The following is a 17,772-nucleotide window of genomic DNA, read 5'->3' as shown; positions in this document are numbered from 1 at the left end:
TTGTACGGCATTTACCAGGAGTGATGCAGAATCACCGACCTATAACTTACCCAGCTTGGTACGTAAGCGCTTAATGGCCTGGCTATGGAGCTGGCTGACTCGCGATTCCCCGACTTCCAGAACGGCGCCAATCTCTTTCAGATTGAGTTCTTCCTGGTAGTACAGTGTCAGGACAAGTTGTTCACGTTCCGGCAGCGATTCAATCGCTTCCATGACCCGGTGACGTAAATTACTTTCCATTAACTGGAATAACGGGTTTTCCTGTTGATGATCGTCAGTGACCAGCTCGATACTGTCGCCATGCTCTTCCCGCCATTCATCATAGGAGAAAAGCTGGCTGTTATTGGTATCGAGCAGCATCTGACGGTATTCCTCTACAGGAATTCCAAGACGCTGCGACACTTCTGTTTCCGTCGCGTTACGTCCCAGTTCTTGCTCAAGTTGCCCCATTGCCTGCGCCACTTCGCGGGCATTACGCCGAACGCTGCGCGGCACCCAATCGCGGCTGCGCAATTCGTCCAGCATCGCCCCACGAATACGCTGTACTGCGTAAGTGGTAAATGCCGTTCCTTGCAGAGCGTCATATCGGTCTACTGCATTCAGTAAACCGATACCGCCCGCCTGTAGCAGGTCGTCCAGTTCCACACTCGCCGGCAAACGCACCTGCAGGCGCAATGCTTCGTGACGCACAAGAGGTACATAACGCTGCCACAGCGAGTGTTTATCCATTACACCTTCAGCGGTATAGAGTGAATTCACGATAAACAGCCCTGCGTTAATTGAGTTATCGGCACGATTATCCGATTCTGGAGTGGTTTTAATCGGATGAATAGTGGGTGAAATGGGGGTTATTTGACTTTATTGAACCGTTCTCCCGACCGGTAATGCATATAACACCAGCTCAAAAGCCAGCGCCGGATGATGCCCGCGCAAATAAAAACGATAATTATCCGACAGTTCACGAATGTATTGCGGGATCGTCAGCAAATCTTCCGGCTTGTGATACAAGCTAATAGTCAAAACAGGCAAAGATGCACGAATGGTATGTTGCGCACCTTTTAGCGCTTCCAGTTCCGCCCCCTCAATATCCATTTTAATAAATGTAGCGTAATTCGTGCCTTCGAGAGCATTATCGATGCTGACCACATCAATGGAAGTGTTGCCTTCCCCTTCGCTTAAACGAGACGAGGTATCCATTCCGGAATCAAAGCGTAATGTTGTATTTTCCGACCAGACACCTTTATTGATGGCTTTCAGTTCAACATCGCCAATATCGGCACGCTGTAATAAGGCAAAATTTTTCGCTTCCGGTTCAAAAGCAAGGATTTTTGCCGGTTTCTTCACGCCCTGCTTCTGTGCAGCTTTCAGGAACGCAACCACGCTGTCGCCGTCGTAAGCACCGCAATCGACATACACTTCGTTATCCTGTAAACGCACCAGGTCTTCTGCCAGATAGTGGTTAGGATCGAAATATTTACCGTAGTACAAGCTGCGTGCGCAAATACGTTGATTAATAAACGCAACCAGCGTTTCTTTTGAGCGCTCATCGCCTAAAGAGTTATAAAACTCCGTCAAAACGGCTTCATTTTCCTGGCAAAATTCGGCGGTATAAAGCGTGTCCGTATTTACGCCAATAAAAGAGTGGTCGAAGATCAATATGCTTTCGGCGTTGTTTGCGAGCATCGCTTCTAATTCAGCGCTCACATACTGGATAGCCAGAATGTAATTATAGGTGTCTTCTTGTCGGGTCAGTTGGTCTAAATTGATGATATCGTAACCGTAAAAGGTTGAACCTTCGGTAAAATATTTCTCATTGACCGCGACATAATCAACCTTCACATTCTGGCTGGTCAAAAATTCCCACGTTTTTTGCCCTAAATAACCGGCACCACATAATACCAACGGACGACCATTCTTCTGCATTTCGTCGATCGTATCGAGAAAATGGTTTCTGGACTCGCTAATTTTTTCAAGAATAGACATATCTACCTCAGAGACTCATTCAGTACACAATAAGTGGCAATCACAGTATGATTTTTTGTTGCGCTAATGCGCTTTTGTTGGCGCTTTCAAGGAAAGCTAATCCTTTCAAAGCCACCTGCGAGCCAATAGCATAACTATTCGCTTCGCCGCGTAATGCTGCCGCGATATCACAGTAATAGTTCGCAAAGGCCTCAATAAACCCGGCGGGATGGCCTGCTTTAAAGCGGCAATACCGCTCCTGGTTCGCCACCGTGTTATCGCTCGCCGTGCGGTCAATAATGCTGACGTTGCCGTGAATATCCGCAATACGTAGATACTCGGGCTCCATTTGCAGCCATTCCGCGCTGCCTTCTGTGCCGTAAACCCTGATCCGCAAACCGTTGCGATAACCCAGCGCCGCCTTGCCATACCAGTAGTTGCACACTACATCATCGCTATAACGTGAAACGATATTCACCGTGTCCACTACGCCCGGCACACGGGCAAAGGTGCTATTAACGGCATAGACATCCAGCGCATGTTTCTCGGTGAGGAACTCCACCAGTTGATGGACATGTACGCCAAGATCCAACGATACCGTCGGGATGGCGTTATCCGTGCGCCGCCAGGTTTGCGGTAGCGCAACGCTGCCGTCGCTGCGACAACGGCTAAAACCCTCTTGCGGCATCTCAACCATCACGTGCTGAATCCGACCCAGTGCGCCGCTTTGCAAGCGCTGGCGTAATTCGCGCACCATCGGGTAACCGGTATAGTTGAACGTCACGTAGAGCTGGCTATTTACCTCGTCGACGCGATGCTGAATGTCTTCAGCATCTTTGACGCTCGCCACTAAGGCTTTTTCGCAAATGATCGGCAGCGGATATTCCAGACACGCCATCAGAATTTCGCGGTGCGCAGGCGTAGGCGTTAGCACCACCACCGCATCCAGATGCGCGTGCTCTTTCTCAAGCAGCGTCAACGCATCCTGATAAATCTTGCTCTCATCAAGCCCCCAGGCCATGCCGGTTTGCCGATTAAGGGCGTCATCCCGGCTGAAACAGCCGGCAGATAACTGGAAATGTCCATCCATCTGGCTGGCGATTTTATGGGTCATACCGATGGCGGAATTAAGGCCGCCGCCGATAAATGCCAGGGATAAGGGCTTAGCCATAATCCGGTCCTTACGTCGTTTTAAAAGAAAAATAGTTTTTAAGTTGCGGCGTCAGACGCGCCAGTTCGGCAACATCATCGAATTCAGCAAACACCAACCCAGCCCTGTCACGCGGCGCGGGTTCCAGCCGATCGCCAGGCAATTTCAGCGGAATAGTTTCGATAATGCGTGCCGCCAGCGGTGCAAAAAGGTAGCCGGTAAAATGGGTATCGATATCGCTGGAAATAGTGTGCCGCGCAATGGCGCGAAGGCGCGCAGGTCGCCGCGCTGAAAACGCGGTGGCGTGCTGGCAACCCAGGAACGGCGCGACAAACTCGCTGGAATAATCAACGCCGGTTGAAAGCTCAATTAAACGGGAATAGAGATCGCCCGGGCAGCGCCGGGTAAGTTCGATAAGCCAAAAATCGTTGTCATTGGCAATAAACTGGGTATGCAGCAAACCGTCGACCAGTTGAAGCTGACGCACCAGGGTTTGCATACATTCACTGACGCGATCACGCATGCTTTCCGTCAGGGAAAGACTCAAGCTGCTACTGTTGACCTGCCATGGATAAACGGTGCAGAACTCATCGACAAAAAATTCGCAGACAATCTCCCCACCGCGGATAAACGCGGAGTGGCTGTAGAGCGCGCCCTGGCAAAAGGTTTCAATCACGCACTCGCCGTTTTGCGAAGCGCTACGGGCTTTTGCCACTGCATCGTCAAGTTCTGCGGCCTGCTGCACCAGGGTGATCCCGATGCCGCTATAAGCATCAATCGGTTTTACCAGCAACGGAAACGGGAGATGGCGCGCTTCTTCAGCACGTCTTACCGCACGCGGGATCGGATAACCCTGCTGCTCTGCCCAGGCGCGGAAGCGATCTTTAAGAAAAAGCGTGTCGCTGACATCCGGCGTGTCGAAACCGGGCAGGCCCAGTTCGGCGGCAACACGGCTCCCCGTCAGGTACGAGACATCGGTAACGCCAGGCGTAATGGCCGCAATGTTATGTTCACGTGCAATCGCTAACACCGCATCGCAATCGGCATAATTTTGGACTTTGGCAATATCGGCAGACTTCATTCCCGCATCGTGCGGCTTACCGCTGCACACCAGCGTGGTAAAGCCCGCCGTTTTGATCGCCCGTTGTAAAGGCAGTGAGGCAAATCCCGCATCGAGGATCATCGCCGTGCGCGTGGCCGTCATGCACCCTCCAGCGAAATAACCGCCGCAGCGGGTGTTGCGGTTGCGGCGACACCACGAATGATGTCAGTGATACGCTGTTGATCTTCGCGCGCAAGCCCCGGATAAATCGGCAAGCACAGCACTTTGTCAGCGATAATATTTGCGCACGGCAAGTTCTCTTTCTGCGAGGAAGCAAGCCCGCGATACATACTGAAGGAGCTAATCAGCGGGTAGAAATAGCGGCGCGTTAAAATACCGGCATTTTTCAGCTCGTCATAAAGCGAATCGCGATCGATACCGAATTCCGGCTCAATCAAAACCGGGAAGTAGGCATGGTTCCAGGTCACATCAGCAGGCACATCCAGCAGACGAACGCCGTCGATTCCCTGCAGTAATTCCACATAATGCTGGTAAAGCGCCTGGCGATCGGCCAGCGCCTGATCGATATGTTTAAGCTGCAACAAGCCGAACGCCGCTTCAACTTCGTTCATTTTGGCATTGATACCAGGCGCAACAACGCGAGTTTCCCCGGCAAAACCGAAGTTTTTCAAATAATCGATACGCTGCTTGGTACGCGCATCGTGGCAAATAATTGCACCGCCTTCGAAAGTGTTAAACACTTTCGTTGCGTGGAAACTCAGCACCGACAAATCCCCGTGATTCAAAATACTGACGCCGTTTTTCTTCACGCCAAACGCGTGCGCCGCGTCATAAATCACTTTCAGGCCGTAGATATCCGCGACCTGCTGGATTTTGTCAACATCGCAGGGAATGCCATAGCAGTGAACCGGCATAATCGCCGTGGTCTGCGGGGTGATCAGCTCTTCGACACGCTCAGGATTGATATTGTAAGTTTGCGGATCGATGTCGGCGAAAACCGGCGTCAGGCCATTCCATAACAGGGTATGGGAGGTGGCAACAAAGGAGTAAGGCGTGGTGATGACCTCGCCGGTGACACGCAGCGCCTGCAGTGCGGTGAGTAGCGCCAGCGTACCGTTTGCGAACAAGCAGACATGTTTCACGCCCAGGTAACTTGCCAGCGCCTCTTCAAGTTCCTGATGGAAAACACCGCCATTCGTGAGGATCCGGTTGTTCCAGATCTTCTCAAGGTAAGGAATAAACTCTTCCAGGGGTGGCAAAAGAGGGCTGGTTACAAAGATATTATTGTCCATAGACAAACCTGCGCGCGTAGGAATTATCTGTTCATCATAACGACGCGCCTGGCGAGCTATCGGTGAAACAGGGGGCATTTTGTTGCGCTTTTCCCCTCAGTGCTAAAGGTAAACTGGCGGGGACTGCACAGGTTTTGGAAAATGGCTGGGCTTGCGTAATCAGCTATTCAGCGAAAAACCCGGTCATGTCACACCACCGGGTTTCATCGCTGCAAAATTACGCATTATTTCAGCATGGCGAGCAGCGCTTGTTGGCGCGATTCGTCAAAGAGATAGCGATCTTTAAGCAGAGGGTTGATTTGCTCTTGATTCCCGCATACGGCGTTGCCTGTAGCCGCGAATTCTTCGATGGCCTGCGTCCAGAGTGCCATTTTGGGTTTCAGTTTCGTCACGAAGTCATACTCATTGAAGCAAGGAAAATCGCTGCACATAACGGTGATATTTCGTGCAGCATACTGCAACACGGCGTAACTATCCGCAAACCGATGCTCATGATTATTATCGCGGAACAACATCACCGCATCCGGGCTCAGCGCATCCAGCGTCTCAACCGAGACAGGGTTAGCATGGTATCTAAAGGTGCCCTTCACCAGCGGATACCAGTTGGCTGAGCACTCGCCAAAAATATACCAGTCAACAATGTGATGCGTTTTTTCAATCAACTGCCAGATGAAATCCCGCTCTTTCCCGGTGAGAGAAAAAACAGGGCATAACACGCGGCGTGGAGCATTCACCGCAACGGCTTTATCCTGTGAAAACCATGCCGGCGGGAGATAGTCAGGGACTCGCACAACGTCCAGCCCCTTGCCGCGTCCCCATTTTTCCAGCGCGGAATTTAATACCAGCCAGCGATCAAACGGCAGATGTTGGCTATTCTGGCGTGCAATCAGCGGCTCCGCATTTTCATCGAAAAGACAATGCACAACCTGCCCCGTCAGCGCGCGAAACTGCGTAACGGTGCTGATATCACGTTCACTAAACTGAGCATCCAAAATGGTAATGGCGGGACGCGTTCTGAGTAACGCCGGTAGCGCAGGCAAGGCATCGTTGATAATGAGTGCGATCTCACCGGCTTCTTCCATCATGCGGAAATAGTGCGTTAAGCGTTTTGTATAAACGGTCTGCGAAGGCAATACCAGCAATACCACCGGCGTTTGCGCCGGGCTTACACATACGCGGTGTTGTGTAACGCAGGCGTCCAGTGTAAAGAGTGGCGAACTCAACGATAAAGACTTGCTATAGGCAGGATCGCCTGCAAATACCTCGCTGAACTCTTCCATCAGCGCGGTCATTTGCGATAACAGGGATTGCTGGTACTCGCTCTGCATAAAGTGGTAATTGTCCGAGGCAATAATGCTATACGGCGTCCAGACTGAAACGTAGCCCATTTTTTGCACAGCAAGGCAAAACGCGGCTGAACTCACTTCAAGCGACGTGTATTTTTCATCCAGCCCGCCGACCTGCGTGAAACATTCTCTTTTGATAAGCAGACACAGGCTATTAAGCACGGAGTAATTTTGTTCACACTGATAACGTGCCTGATAGCCGAAAGATTGCCAGTCTTCTCCGGCACCGACATTCGCGATGCCGTTATCCGCGCCAACAATCATCCCTGCGCTGATAAGCTTTTTATCAAAGCTAATGATCTTCGGCCCGCTACACGCCACTTCCGGGCGCACCATCTGATTAAGTAAGGTGTTTAACCAGCTTTTTAAGACGAAAACCGATCTTACGTCTAGCAACAACAAAGACGCGCCCGCAGCGTGTGACGCAGCAATATTTATCGCCTGCACCTCACTGCAGTTATTCAGCTCAAGCACCTGAACCTTGCCGGATAACAGTTTTTCAACTTCCCGCGCGGTCTGCAAAACAATCGCATCGGTGGTATTTATCACGGGGATAATAATGTCGTAATCATGCCAGTCCGTGTTATCGACCAGCGACGCGATACAGCGCGTCATTAAATTAGCATCATGATTATGGGTTAAGATAATACTCACCCGCCCCATATTATTCAGGGGGTAATGGATCCGCCACGCGACACCGTCGCTATACTCCACATGATCTATTGGCAAATTACGCTGCGCGGCGAAAGTACCAACGATACCGCCTTCAGTCTCAATGCTTGCGGGAGTGAGCATCTTCTCGTCAACAATATTGACGATATCCGCATAATGACCAATAGCGGCGATATCATATCGAGCAACCAATTTTGTGATGAGATCGAATTCAAAAGCCGCCCCTGCGTTATTGTCCCAACCACCGCATTCCAGCCATGCCGACACGCGGAAGAAAACCCGTTGCAAATAACGGGATGGCGCACTAATGAAGAGATCAAGGTTAAATTCTGGCTTGAAAAAATGGGTCACTGAATCGGCATGCTTAACGGCTTCGTCAGCATAAATAGCCTGCACACCGGAGCGCTCTTGCAGTGTCCGGGATAAGTGATACACGCTGTTTTGCGTGTAGGTCACACCGGCAGGAACCACCTGTAACCAGTCGGCAGCAGCGCTCTGAACAAGGCTGGCAAAATGGTGCTGGTAATGCTGAAAATCGACAACCGAGAGGGTGTTATCCGTTGCGTCGTGATGAACACCATCCTGCACGAGAAGGATGCGGGCATTCGGCAAATTGCCTAATTCTTCACGTAAAGAATCCACGGTGATATTAACAGCGGCGCTGTCGCCGTGCGGATTGAGAATAACGAACAGCAACGCCAGTGAAGAGCGCGTATCAATGCGTTTTTCCGCCCCCCTATTTTCAAGCCAACCCTGAAACGTATTGCGGTAATGTTGTTGTGCTTTTTCTTGCGCTTTACGTTGTGTTTTTTCGATGAAGTCCCTGAATTGCACCAGCGATCGTTCGCGTCTCAACAATAATTGCTCGCGCGACTTATACAGGTTTTCGCGTGCGTGTTCGATAGCTTCCGGAGTATTAACCAGCGTATAACCTGCATTGCCGTTTTCACGTATCGTTTTTTCACTTAATGCATAGCTTTCGTAACCTGGCGCGATTAACCCAACGACCGGGCAACCACATAAGTTAGCCAGCAGGCAGGTCCCGGAAGATTCATAGGTATATAACACGCGTCCGCGCTTGAGAACTTTTGCCAGTTCTTCGAGCGGCAGCGGGTTTTGCATACTCAATACCGTCAGATTTTTCGGCAATTTGTCATATTCAATAACGCTGGCGGGTAAGCGGTTAATATAGAGTAAGTCCAGATCCTTATGTGGATTATCATCCTGGAACAGATCGAGATCGTAATTCTCAATATTTAACAGCGCCGGTTGATACTCTTTTTCGGCGAACTCCACGCGATACCAGAAAAACAGATCATCAGGCGAAAAGTCGAGGCGATTGCCATTCATCACCCCTTCTCTGTTGAGCATATAGCGCGCCACCACCGGCGCCCGCAGCGGGTTGCCACTCGTTACTTCCGGGTACACCGCAATCCACGGCTCGCCTGACTTCTGTAATTGCGCGTAATCGTCTTCCGTAAGACGCGGCGTATTCCATTTTGGGTTAACCGTCCCGCCCACGATCCACGCTTTGCCGCCCGAGTTGTTTATGGTCTGGCAAAAAAAATGCAGCACTTGTATCCCGGCAGACGCCTCCGAGTAATCGGGTGCCACAATCAGATAGGGGTACTGAGCGAGGTTATTCATCGATATTCCTTGAACGTTTGCCAGGCCCGCCGGCCTGGCAGAGAAATTTATGCTTTCGGTAACCAGCCCTGCTGCCAGTCATCCAAACCTGCGCCGCGCAAATACCAGTTATTCAGCACCGCTTCACGCAGCGCATCGCCCTGGCGATGACGTAAATCGGCATCATTGATATAGGCCTGGACCGCGGTCATCCAGTCTTTGAAGCGGTTTTCCACCAGCGTAACCGGCAGATCGCAACGGTAAGGCACAATGTCGGTGGCGATGATCGGCACACCACAGGTGCCGATCTCCAGCAGACGCAGGTTGCTCTTACATTCGTTGAACTGATTAATTTCCAGCGGCACTAACGCCAGGTCGAGATTGAGGCTGGCCAGTTTTTCCGGGTACATTTCAAACGGCACACCAGGATGGAATTCACAGCGGATATTGCGTGGTTTCATGCCCATAAAGACCCATTCCACCTTCCCTTCCAGCGCTTTAATCAGCGGCAACAAGATCTCCAGATCACCGGCATGAGAACTGCCGCCAGCCCAGCCAATGCGCACTTTTTTGCCCGTGCCACGCTCGCTCAACAGATGTTCCCACTGGTTCGGCGCAAGGCGGTTTTGCGCAATGCGGATATCACTATGGAAACGGCTGTAAGCGTCCGCCAGCGGCGCGGTGGAGACCACCAGCCAGTCAGCGCTGTCGACGACTTTGCGAAAATTCTTCACCATTTGCTGCGGGAAGTGCTGACGGGAACCATTTTTGATCGGCACATTAAGCAGGTAGTCATCATATTCGAGCACGATTTTGGCATTACTGGTGCTGCGTAACTGCTGAATAATCTGCGGGAAACGGCTGCCGGTAATCAGCTCCAGCAAAATCACATCCGGCTGCTGCGCAGCAGCTTCCATCACGCCAGGAATGGTGTTGGTCAACCCGCCTTCAATCATCAAGTGACGTTCCAGCGCTTTAAAGGGTTGCATCACGCGGTGGTGTCCGCCGCCGACCCAGTTAACATGATGCGCCAGCACCACCGGCAGCGGGCGTCCCGGCAACGGCTGATGCAAGCGCGCCAGGCTCGCGCTGAGCGTGAACGCCTGCCCTGCTTTTTGCATTAACGGATGGTATGACGGTTCTGCGAGCAGGCCTTGCCGCCATTCACCACGCAGCGTGGCAAAATCCGTCAGTAACGGGCGCTCCTGCACATGGAACTTATCGCCCAGTAAGCGGGTGGCACCGCCCATATGTTTCACGCGGGCGTACGGTGTCCAGACATTGAGATAGCCTTGTTGCTGCGCACGTAAACCGAGATCGACATCGGCAAAATAGAGCGGATAGGTTTCCTGGTTAAAACCGTTGAGGGCAAAAAAGACCTCTTTGCGCACCATCATGCAGGAAGCGCTTACCGCCGCCAGGTTACGCGGCGTTTTCAGATAGTGCTGGAAGCCGTTGCTTTCGCCGTCGGCACCGTCAAACGCCACCTCCACACCATGCTGCACACCAAGTAAAAAACCGCCGTGCTGAATACGGCCATCCTGATACTCCAGACGCGCACCAACCAGCCCCACTTCCGGGCGTAACGTCTGCTCCAGCAAGGCATCAAGCCAGCCGCCATCAATAATTTCACAATCATTATTGAGAAAGACCAGCACCTCACCGCGCGCCTGTTGCGCCGCAGCGTTGTTGATTTCGGCAAAGTTAAACGGCGCGTCGTAGCGCAAAATACGTACCTGATCGATGCCCAGAGCCGCCAGATCATTGAGAAAACGGCAGGCATCCTCTTCTACCGACTGGTTATCAACAATTAACAGCTCATAGTGTTGATAACGCGTCTTCTCCATCAAACTTTCAATACAGCGTTTAAGCAGCGCAACGCGATCGCGGGTTGGAATAATGATCGACACCAGCGGCTTTGCATCCCAGTGGTAGCGCAGGCGTTTAATGTTCGCCGCTAACCCCGCTTCCAGCGAGGCCTGAATGCCAAGTCGTTGCAGGTGCGCCAGTAAAATCTGTTCGCATTCGGCTACCACCGCCGGGTTTTCGCTCCAGCATGACGCCGCTTCCGGGCTTTCCACCAGCACTTCGGCAACGCGGCCCAGCGCAGGAGTTCCCTGCCCTTCAACAAAGCGCCACAGCAGATCGATCATCGAAGCAGACGGGTAGTGGCTGTTCAGACCACCGAGCTGGCGGGCAATATCACGCGAAAAAAGCAGAACGCGCCCGACATACGGCACGCCGCGCAGCAGGTCAATATTGACATCTGGACGCAGCGTCAGTAACGGTTCGCCATTTTCCGCGCGCGTCATTTCATCGCAGTAAAACAGCCAGGCATTTTGTTGCTGCATCCGTTGCTCGGCAAAGCGCAACAACGCATCGTCCCGCAGCGTAAAACCGGCGGGGATCAGCAGCAGCGCATCGGCATCTCGCGTACTTAGCAGCGCATTTACTGCCGCAGGCCAGGCGTTATCATCGGCAATGACATCAATGCTGGCGGCAGCCAGTGACTGGCTTTCCACAGAGCGTCTGGTCTGCGCGCTGCGGTCGTTATCGCCAAGGATAATCACACCGATGCTGGCTTTATCCGGGTTTGCGCCGGCGAAAGAGAGCAACGCTTCGCGTCGCGCATCGCTAATCTGGCGATCCTCCAGCCAGCGGCTGAAGGAGTATTCGCTGGTCTGCTGCTGCGCCAGTACCGCTTTACTGTGGAAATTCAGCGTATAGCGTGCTTTGTTATCCAGTTGACGGGATTTTTCCACCAACGGCAGCGAAAAAATTGCCTCCAGCGCGTTATCCAACGTCCATTTACTGACAAAAGTCGCACGCTGCGTCAGTGCCCACTCGCGCGCGCTGGCATAACCGCTTTGCAGCAGTTCCACCCATTCATTGGCGTCAGGGCAGTTGTGTAGCGTCACCGCGCAGAAATGATCGGCTTCATGACGCGCCAGGTTATCGGCATTCAGATAACCTTCAACGTAACCTTCGTTAACCAGGAACAGCGGGATCCCAAGCGTCAGCGCTTTCGCCACGCTTTCGTCATTACCGATGATCACGTCATACTGTTCCAGCCAGGCCGGTTCGAGGCGTTGTACCTGCTGGCTCAGATCGAACCACTCGATCTGGATGCCCGCCTCCCTCGCCTGCTGCTGAACTTCATACATTTCCGCCGACATTTTGCCCGCTATATAAAGAACGCGAGACAAGGTTTGCGCGTCGCGCGTGCGGGTAAATTCGCCAAAGCTGGCCGGTACTGACCACGGCAGATGTTTGAGCTGCGCGCTCTCCACACCGGTCTGTAGCAAGATGGCTGAAGTGCGCGCGGAGAGATCCAGCGTCAGCGCGGCAAACTGGTTTTCCAGCGCCACGCCCCACGGCAAGTAGAGATCGTTGTAATCGCTGAAATGGCGAAAGATCATCGCGCCGTTGAGTTTCCCGGCTTCAATAGCATCAAGTAACTTTTCGCTAAAGAAACCGCGATAGATCCAGATGGCGTTGTAATAGGTTTCCAGCGCCCCCTGCTTTTCGGTAATGACAGTAAAACGCCCTGTCGCGCTCAGGCGTGCTATTTCACTCGTTAATTTCTGCCCGGCGGTTGAGCTAATGACATCCACGCGCCAGCCTTTGGCCAGCAAGGCGTCTGCGATATCGATAAGTTCAGAGGTATGGGGGGTAAACGCGTCAAATTGATCAACGCTGATTAGTATGCTTTGCATCTGTCATCCTCATATCACCGCGCAAGCCACCGGGGTGATAGCAAAAGGCGTTCCTGTCGTTATGCAATATTCTGGAGGACGAAAGAAAGATCGAGAGGCAAAACAGCTAACAGAAAAGGCGCTATATCTGACGATTGCACATAAAAAAAGGCATCCGAAGATGCCTTTTTTAAGCGGTTGCGAATTAACGCAGCAGGGACAGCATGGTCTGCGGAACCTGGTTGGCCTGAGCCAGCACGGAAGAACCAGCCTGCTGCAGGATCTGCGCGCGGGACATGTTCGACACTTCAGTCGCGTAATCAGAATCCTGAATACGGCTGCGTGCGGAAGACAGGTTGTTCACGGTGTTGTTCAGGTTGGTGATGGTGGATTCAAAACGGTTCTGGGACGCACCCAGCAGGCTGCGCTGAGAGTCAACCGCTTTGATTGCCGCATCGATATCTGCCAGCGGGTTACCGTCGGTGGTGCCGCCGCTGTTCACTGTACCGCTCAGAACGTCGAAGCCTTCAGCAGCGGTAGTACGTGCAGTACCGTTGATGGTCTGGCCAGAAGTCTGGGAAGTTGCACCGGTAGCGTTGTACAGGTTGTAAGAGTTGGAAGAAGTCAGGCTGATGGAGATCTGCTCGCCGTCTTTCGCGCCAACCTGGAAGTTGTAGCTGCTGGTGCCGGAACCGGTGTTCAGCACTTTGATGCCGTTGAAGTCGGTCTGGGTGGTAACACGGTTCACTTCTTCCATACGCTGGTTAACTTCAGCCTGGATGGAGTCGATGTCAGATGCAGAGTTGGAGCTGTTCTGCGCCTGAACGGTCAGGTCACGGATACGCTGCAAGTTGTTGTTGATTTCGCCCAGCGCGCCTTCAGCGGTCTGCGCCAGAGAGATACCGTCGTTCGCGTTACGTGCAGCAACGGTCAGGCCGTTGATGTTAGAAGTAAAACGGTTAGCAATTGCCTGGCCAGCCGCATCATCTTTTGCACTGTTGATACGCAGACCGGAAGAGAGACGCTCGATCGAGGTGCCCAGAGAAGACTGAGATTTAGTCAGGTTGTTCTGGGTCATCAGCGACAGGGTGTTAGTATTAATAACAGCCATGATAATTATCCTTCAGTGAGAAATTTATATTCCGGTATGGGCCAGCGGCTTCATCACCGTCATAATTGTTATCGACGACCTCGCAGAACTCTTTAGTAGTTTTTCTATTTTTTGAGCAATTTTCGTCGAAAATATGCGCAAATCACAAAATAAAAAAGCGCCGACAAGCGGCGCTTTCTGATACTACGTAATTTGCGATTAACGCAGCAGGGACAGCATGGTCTGCGGAACCTGGTTGGCCTGAGCCAGTACGGAAGAACCAGCCTGCTGCAGGATCTGCGCGCGGGACATGTTCGACACTTCAGTTGCGTAGTCAGAATCCTGAATACGGCTGCGTGCGGAAGACAGGTTGTTCACGGTGTTGTTCAGGTTGGTGATGGTGGATTCGAAACGGTTCTGGGACGCACCCAGCAGGCTGCGCTGAGAGTCAACCGCTTTGATTGCCGCATCGATATCTGCCAGCGGGTTACCGTCGGTAGCGCCGCCGCTGCTTACAGTACCGCTCAGAACGTCGAAGCCTTCAGCAGCGGTAGAACGTGCAGTACCGTTGATGGTCTGGCCGGAAGTCTGGGAAGTTGCACCGGTAGCGTTGTACAGGTTGTAAGAGTTGGAAGAGCTCAGGCTGATGGAGATAGTTTCGCCGTCTTTCGCGCCAACCTGGAAGTTGTAGCTGCTGGAGCCAGAACCGGTGTTCAGCACTTTGATGCCGTTGAAGTCGGTCTGGGTGGTAACGCGGTTCACTTCTTCCATACGCTGGTTAACTTCAGCCTGAATGGAGTCGATGTCAGACGCGGAGTTGGAGCTGTTCTGTGCCTGAACGGTCAGGTCACGGATACGCTGCAAGTTGTTGTTGATTTCGCCCAGCGCGCCTTCAGCGGTCTGCGCCAGAGAGATACCGTCGTTCGCGTTACGTGCAGCAACGGTCAGGCCGTTGATGTTAGAAGTAAAACGGTTAGCAATTGCCTGGCCTGCAGCGTCGTCTTTAGCGCTGTTGATACGCAGACCGGAAGAGAGGCGCTCGATCGAGGTGCCCAGAGAAGACTGAGATTTAGTCAGGTTGTTCTGGGTCATCAGCGACAGGGTGTTAGTATTAATAACAGCCATGATTATTATCCTTCATTGAGTAATTTATATTCCGGTATGCGCCAGCGGCTTCATCACCGTCCTAATTGTTATCGACGGGGTTAACGAACTCTTTAGGGATTTTTTTATTTTTATTCGTCTTATTTTTCAAAGAAATAAAAAAGCGCCGACAAGCGGCGCTTTCTGATACTACGTAATTTGCGATTAACGCAGCAGGGACAGCATGGTCTGCGGAACCTGGTTGGCCTGAGCCAGCACGGAAGAACCAGCCTGCTGCAGGATCTGCGCGCGGGACATGTTCGACACTTCAGTTGCGTAGTCAGAATCCTGAATACGGCTGCGTGCGGAAGACAGGTTGTTCACGGTGTTGTTCAGGTTGGTGATGGTGGATTCGAAACGGTTCTGGGATGCACCCAGCAGGCTGCGCTGAGTGTCAACCGCTTTGATTGCCGCATCGATATCTGCCAGCGGGTTACCGTTGGTGGTGCCGCCGCTGTTCACCGTACCGCTCAGAACGTCGAAGCCTTCAGCAGCGGTAGAACGTGCAGTACCGTTGATGGTCTGGCCGGAAGTCTGGGAAGTTGCACCGGTAGCGTTGTACAGGTTGTAAGAATCAGAAGAGGTCAGGCTGATGGAAATCTGCTCGCCATCTTTCGCGCCAACCTGGAAGTTGTAGCTGCTGGTGCCGGAACCGGTGTTCAGCACTTTGATGCCGTTGAAGTCGGTCTGGGTGGTCACGCGGTTAACTTCTTCCATACGCTGGTTAACTTCAGCCTGGATGGAGTCGATGTCAGACGCGGAGTTGGAGCTGTTCTGTGCCTGAACGGTCAGGTCACGGATACGCTGCAAGTTGTTGTTGATTTCGCTCAGCGCACCTTCAGCGGTCTGCGCCAGAGAGATACCATCGTTAGCGTTACGTGCAGCAACGGTCAGGCCGTTGATGTTAGAAGTAAAGCGGTTAGCAATTGCCTGGCCAGCAGCGTCATCTTTAGCGCTGTTAATACGCAGACCAGAAGACAGGCGCTCAATAGACGTACCCAGAGAAGACTGAGATTTAGTCAGGTTGTTCTGAGTCATCAGAGACAGGGTGTTAGTATTAATAACAGCCATGATGTAATTCCTTAAAAAAAGTTATCAGATTCAGGCATCTGCCTACGGTTTTCTCACCGTCACCCTGATTATCGACCGCCTCTGAGCAACCTTTAGAAAAAAGATCATTTTTTTAAAGCCGCAAACTGCCCGCTATTCTTTATCTTTATTTCGCCATTGTTTTAAAAAAAACCCTCTAATCTTTTCGCAGTCGCTGCCGATAATCCCCACAGTGATTGTCTAAAACTGAAGGATAAAGAAATGGCAACTATTAGTTCTATCGGAGCAGGCACCAGCTTAAGTTCGTCGCTCAGTACGCTGTATAGCCAGCTGCAGACGGCCGAAGAGACAAGGCTGACGCCAATTACCACTCAGCAGACATCGTATAAAGCAAAACTCACTGCCTGGGGTATCGTTCAGACGTCGCTGACCAAACTGCAAACAGCGGCCAACGCGCTGAAAGACACCTCCAAAATTGCATCGGCCAAAGTATCCAGCACCAACACGGCGTTTACCGCCTCCCTGGCGACCAGTGCAACGGCAGGATCATATTCTATTGAAGTGACTTCGCTGGCAGCAGCGCAGTCTCTGCTCAGCCCGAAAGCGGCAAGTAAAGATACGGATTTAGGTGATAGCAGCCTGAGCTCGCGTACCATTACGATCACCCAACCGGGTCAAAAAGATCCGCTGACCGTTACGCTGGCAAGCGATAAGACCAGCCTGTCGGATATCCGTGATGCGATCAACGCGAAAGCAGGAAGTGTGACCGCCAGTATCATTAAAGCCGATGACAGCAGCTACTATCTGGCGCTGACCTCGCGCGATAGCGGTACCACCAACCAGATGACTATCACCACTAATGATACCGAATTAGCCAAGTACGTTAGTTATGATTCAAGCAATGCCGGCAGCGCCAGCAATACCATGACGCAGCAGGTTGCCGCCGCTGACGCCAACCTGAAGATCAACGGCGTTGCGATCACGCGTAGCAGTAACACCATCACCGATGCGCCGGAAGGCGTAACGCTGACGCTGAACAAGACCAATATCGGCAGCCCGGAAACGCTGGCGGTCACCAAAGATAATGCGCCAATGACGGCGGCGGTGCAGGCGTTTGTTGATGCTTATAACTCACTGCAAACGACCATTGCCAACCAGACAAAATACACGAAAGTGGATCAGGGCAGTACGTCTCAGGACAACTCAAACGGCGATCTGCTGGGTGACGGTACGCTGCGTAACATCCAGACGCGTCTGCGCTCGCTGCTCTCCTCTTCTCAGAGCAATACCGGTAGCTATAACATTCTGTCGCAACTGGGTATTACTCAGGATGTCTCCGGCAAATTGACCGTCGACAGCACCAAGCTTGACAAAGCGCTGACGGAAAAATCGACTGACGTGATCTCTTTCCTGACCGGTGATGGCAAAACCACAGGTTTTGCAACGCAGGCCAGCAATCTGCTGGATGATTTCCTCGGTACTGACGGCACCGTGCAGAATGCAACTGATGGAATTAATAAGACGCTGAAAAAGCTGTCTGAGCAGTACGATCGGGTTAACGACCAGATCACCGCCACTATGGCTCGTTATAAAGCGCAATTTACAAGTTTAAGTACGCTGGTGTCGTCACTGGAGTCAACCGGTAACTATTTGACCCAGCAATTTAACAAGACCAATTAATAA

The 17,772-nt window shown here is 52.1% G+C and carries 11 protein-coding genes; 1 reads left to right on the top strand and 10 read right to left on the bottom strand.

Annotated elements, in window-relative coordinates; translation table 11 throughout:
- Positions 1-39: 39 nt before the first annotated feature.
- The 10 genes from JKP81_RS03465 to JKP81_RS03420 form a co-directional block, all read right to left on the bottom strand.
- A complete protein-coding gene (locus JKP81_RS03465; protein ID WP_007371523.1) occupies positions 40-759 on the bottom strand; it encodes an RNA polymerase sigma factor FliA in 720 nt (239 codons plus the stop codon).
- A gap of 99 nt (positions 760-858) precedes the next feature.
- Complete coding sequence (locus JKP81_RS03460; RefSeq protein WP_200550603.1) at positions 859-1,983, bottom strand: FkbM family methyltransferase; 1,125 nt, start codon at positions 1,981-1,983, stop codon at positions 859-861.
- Positions 1,984-2,023: 40 nt separating this feature from the next.
- Entirely contained in the window at positions 2,024-3,133 is a 1,110-nt protein-coding gene (locus tag JKP81_RS03455; protein ID WP_200550602.1) for a Gfo/Idh/MocA family protein, read from the bottom strand.
- 10 nt (positions 3,134-3,143) lie between these two features.
- Complete coding sequence (locus tag JKP81_RS03450) at positions 3,144-4,316, bottom strand: acetyl-CoA carboxylase biotin carboxylase subunit family protein (protein ID WP_200550601.1); 1,173 nt, start codon at positions 4,314-4,316, stop codon at positions 3,144-3,146.
- Entirely contained in the window at positions 4,313-5,467 is a 1,155-nt protein-coding gene (locus JKP81_RS03445; RefSeq protein ID WP_200550600.1) for a DegT/DnrJ/EryC1/StrS aminotransferase family protein, read from the bottom strand. The genes JKP81_RS03450 and JKP81_RS03445 overlap by 4 nt, the downstream gene beginning before the upstream one ends.
- Before the next feature lie 224 nt (positions 5,468-5,691).
- Positions 5,692-9,132, bottom strand: a complete 3,441-nt coding sequence (locus tag JKP81_RS03440) for a glycosyltransferase family 2 protein (protein ID WP_200550599.1) — start codon at positions 9,130-9,132, stop codon at positions 5,692-5,694.
- A gap of 47 nt (positions 9,133-9,179) precedes the next feature.
- Positions 9,180-12,827 carry a glycosyltransferase gene (locus JKP81_RS03435; RefSeq protein ID WP_200550598.1) on the bottom strand — a complete coding sequence of 1,216 codons (3,648 nt, stop codon included), beginning with the start codon at positions 12,825-12,827 and terminating at the stop codon, positions 9,180-9,182.
- A 184-nt stretch (positions 12,828-13,011) separates the two neighbouring features.
- Positions 13,012-13,917 carry a flagellin gene (locus JKP81_RS03430; RefSeq protein WP_065368156.1) on the bottom strand — a complete coding sequence of 302 codons (906 nt, stop codon included), beginning with the start codon at positions 13,915-13,917 and terminating at the stop codon, positions 13,012-13,014.
- Positions 13,918-14,115: 198 nt separating this feature from the next.
- Complete coding sequence (locus JKP81_RS03425) at positions 14,116-15,021, bottom strand: flagellin (RefSeq protein ID WP_020454183.1); 906 nt, start codon at positions 15,019-15,021, stop codon at positions 14,116-14,118.
- Between the two features lie 183 nt (positions 15,022-15,204).
- The gene (locus JKP81_RS03420; RefSeq protein WP_017458356.1) at positions 15,205-16,110 is read right to left on the bottom strand and encodes a flagellin; all 906 of its coding nucleotides are present in this window, start codon (positions 16,108-16,110) and stop codon (positions 15,205-15,207) included.
- 240 nt (positions 16,111-16,350) lie between these two features.
- On the opposite strand from JKP81_RS03420, the gene fliD reads away from it, so the two are divergent.
- Positions 16,351-17,769 carry a flagellar filament capping protein FliD gene (gene fliD, locus JKP81_RS03415; protein ID WP_200550597.1) on the top strand — a complete coding sequence of 473 codons (1,419 nt, stop codon included), beginning with the start codon at positions 16,351-16,353 and terminating at the stop codon, positions 17,767-17,769.
- Positions 17,770-17,772 lie beyond the last annotated feature (3 nt).

It is taken from the genome of Kosakonia sp. LAM2021 (genome assembly GCF_016620385.1).
Taxonomy (GTDB): domain Bacteria; phylum Pseudomonadota; class Gammaproteobacteria; order Enterobacterales; family Enterobacteriaceae; genus Kosakonia; species Kosakonia sacchari.
The sequence above is the reverse complement of the archived record's forward strand: the minus strand, read 5'-3'. Positions and strand labels throughout refer to the sequence as shown.

Bases quoted from the DNA above. Each gene is read 5' to 3' on its own strand.
- JKP81_RS03420 (WP_017458356.1), bottom strand. From the start codon at position 16,110: ATGGCTGTTATTAATACTAACACCCTGTCTCTGATGACTCAGAACAAC.
- JKP81_RS03455 (WP_200550602.1), bottom strand. From the start codon at position 3,133: ATGGCTAAGCCCTTATCCCTGGCATTTATCGGCGGCGGCCTTAATTCC.
- JKP81_RS03430 (WP_065368156.1), bottom strand. From the start codon at position 13,917: ATGGCTGTTATTAATACTAACACCCTGTCGCTGATGACCCAGAACAAC.
- fliD (WP_200550597.1), top strand. From the start codon at position 16,351: ATGGCAACTATTAGTTCTATCGGAGCAGGCACCAGCTTAAGTTCGTCG.
- JKP81_RS03445 (WP_200550600.1), bottom strand. From the start codon at position 5,467: ATGGACAATAATATCTTTGTAACCAGCCCTCTTTTGCCACCCCTGGAA.
- JKP81_RS03440 (WP_200550599.1), bottom strand. From the start codon at position 9,132: ATGAATAACCTCGCTCAGTACCCCTATCTGATTGTGGCACCCGATTAC.
- JKP81_RS03425 (WP_020454183.1), bottom strand. From the start codon at position 15,021: ATGGCTGTTATTAATACTAACACCCTGTCGCTGATGACCCAGAACAAC.
- JKP81_RS03450 (WP_200550601.1), bottom strand. From the start codon at position 4,316: ATGACGGCCACGCGCACGGCGATGATCCTCGATGCGGGATTTGCCTCA.
- JKP81_RS03435 (WP_200550598.1), bottom strand. From the start codon at position 12,827: ATGCAAAGCATACTAATCAGCGTTGATCAATTTGACGCGTTTACCCCC.
- JKP81_RS03460 (WP_200550603.1), bottom strand. From the start codon at position 1,983: ATGTCTATTCTTGAAAAAATTAGCGAGTCCAGAAACCATTTTCTCGAT.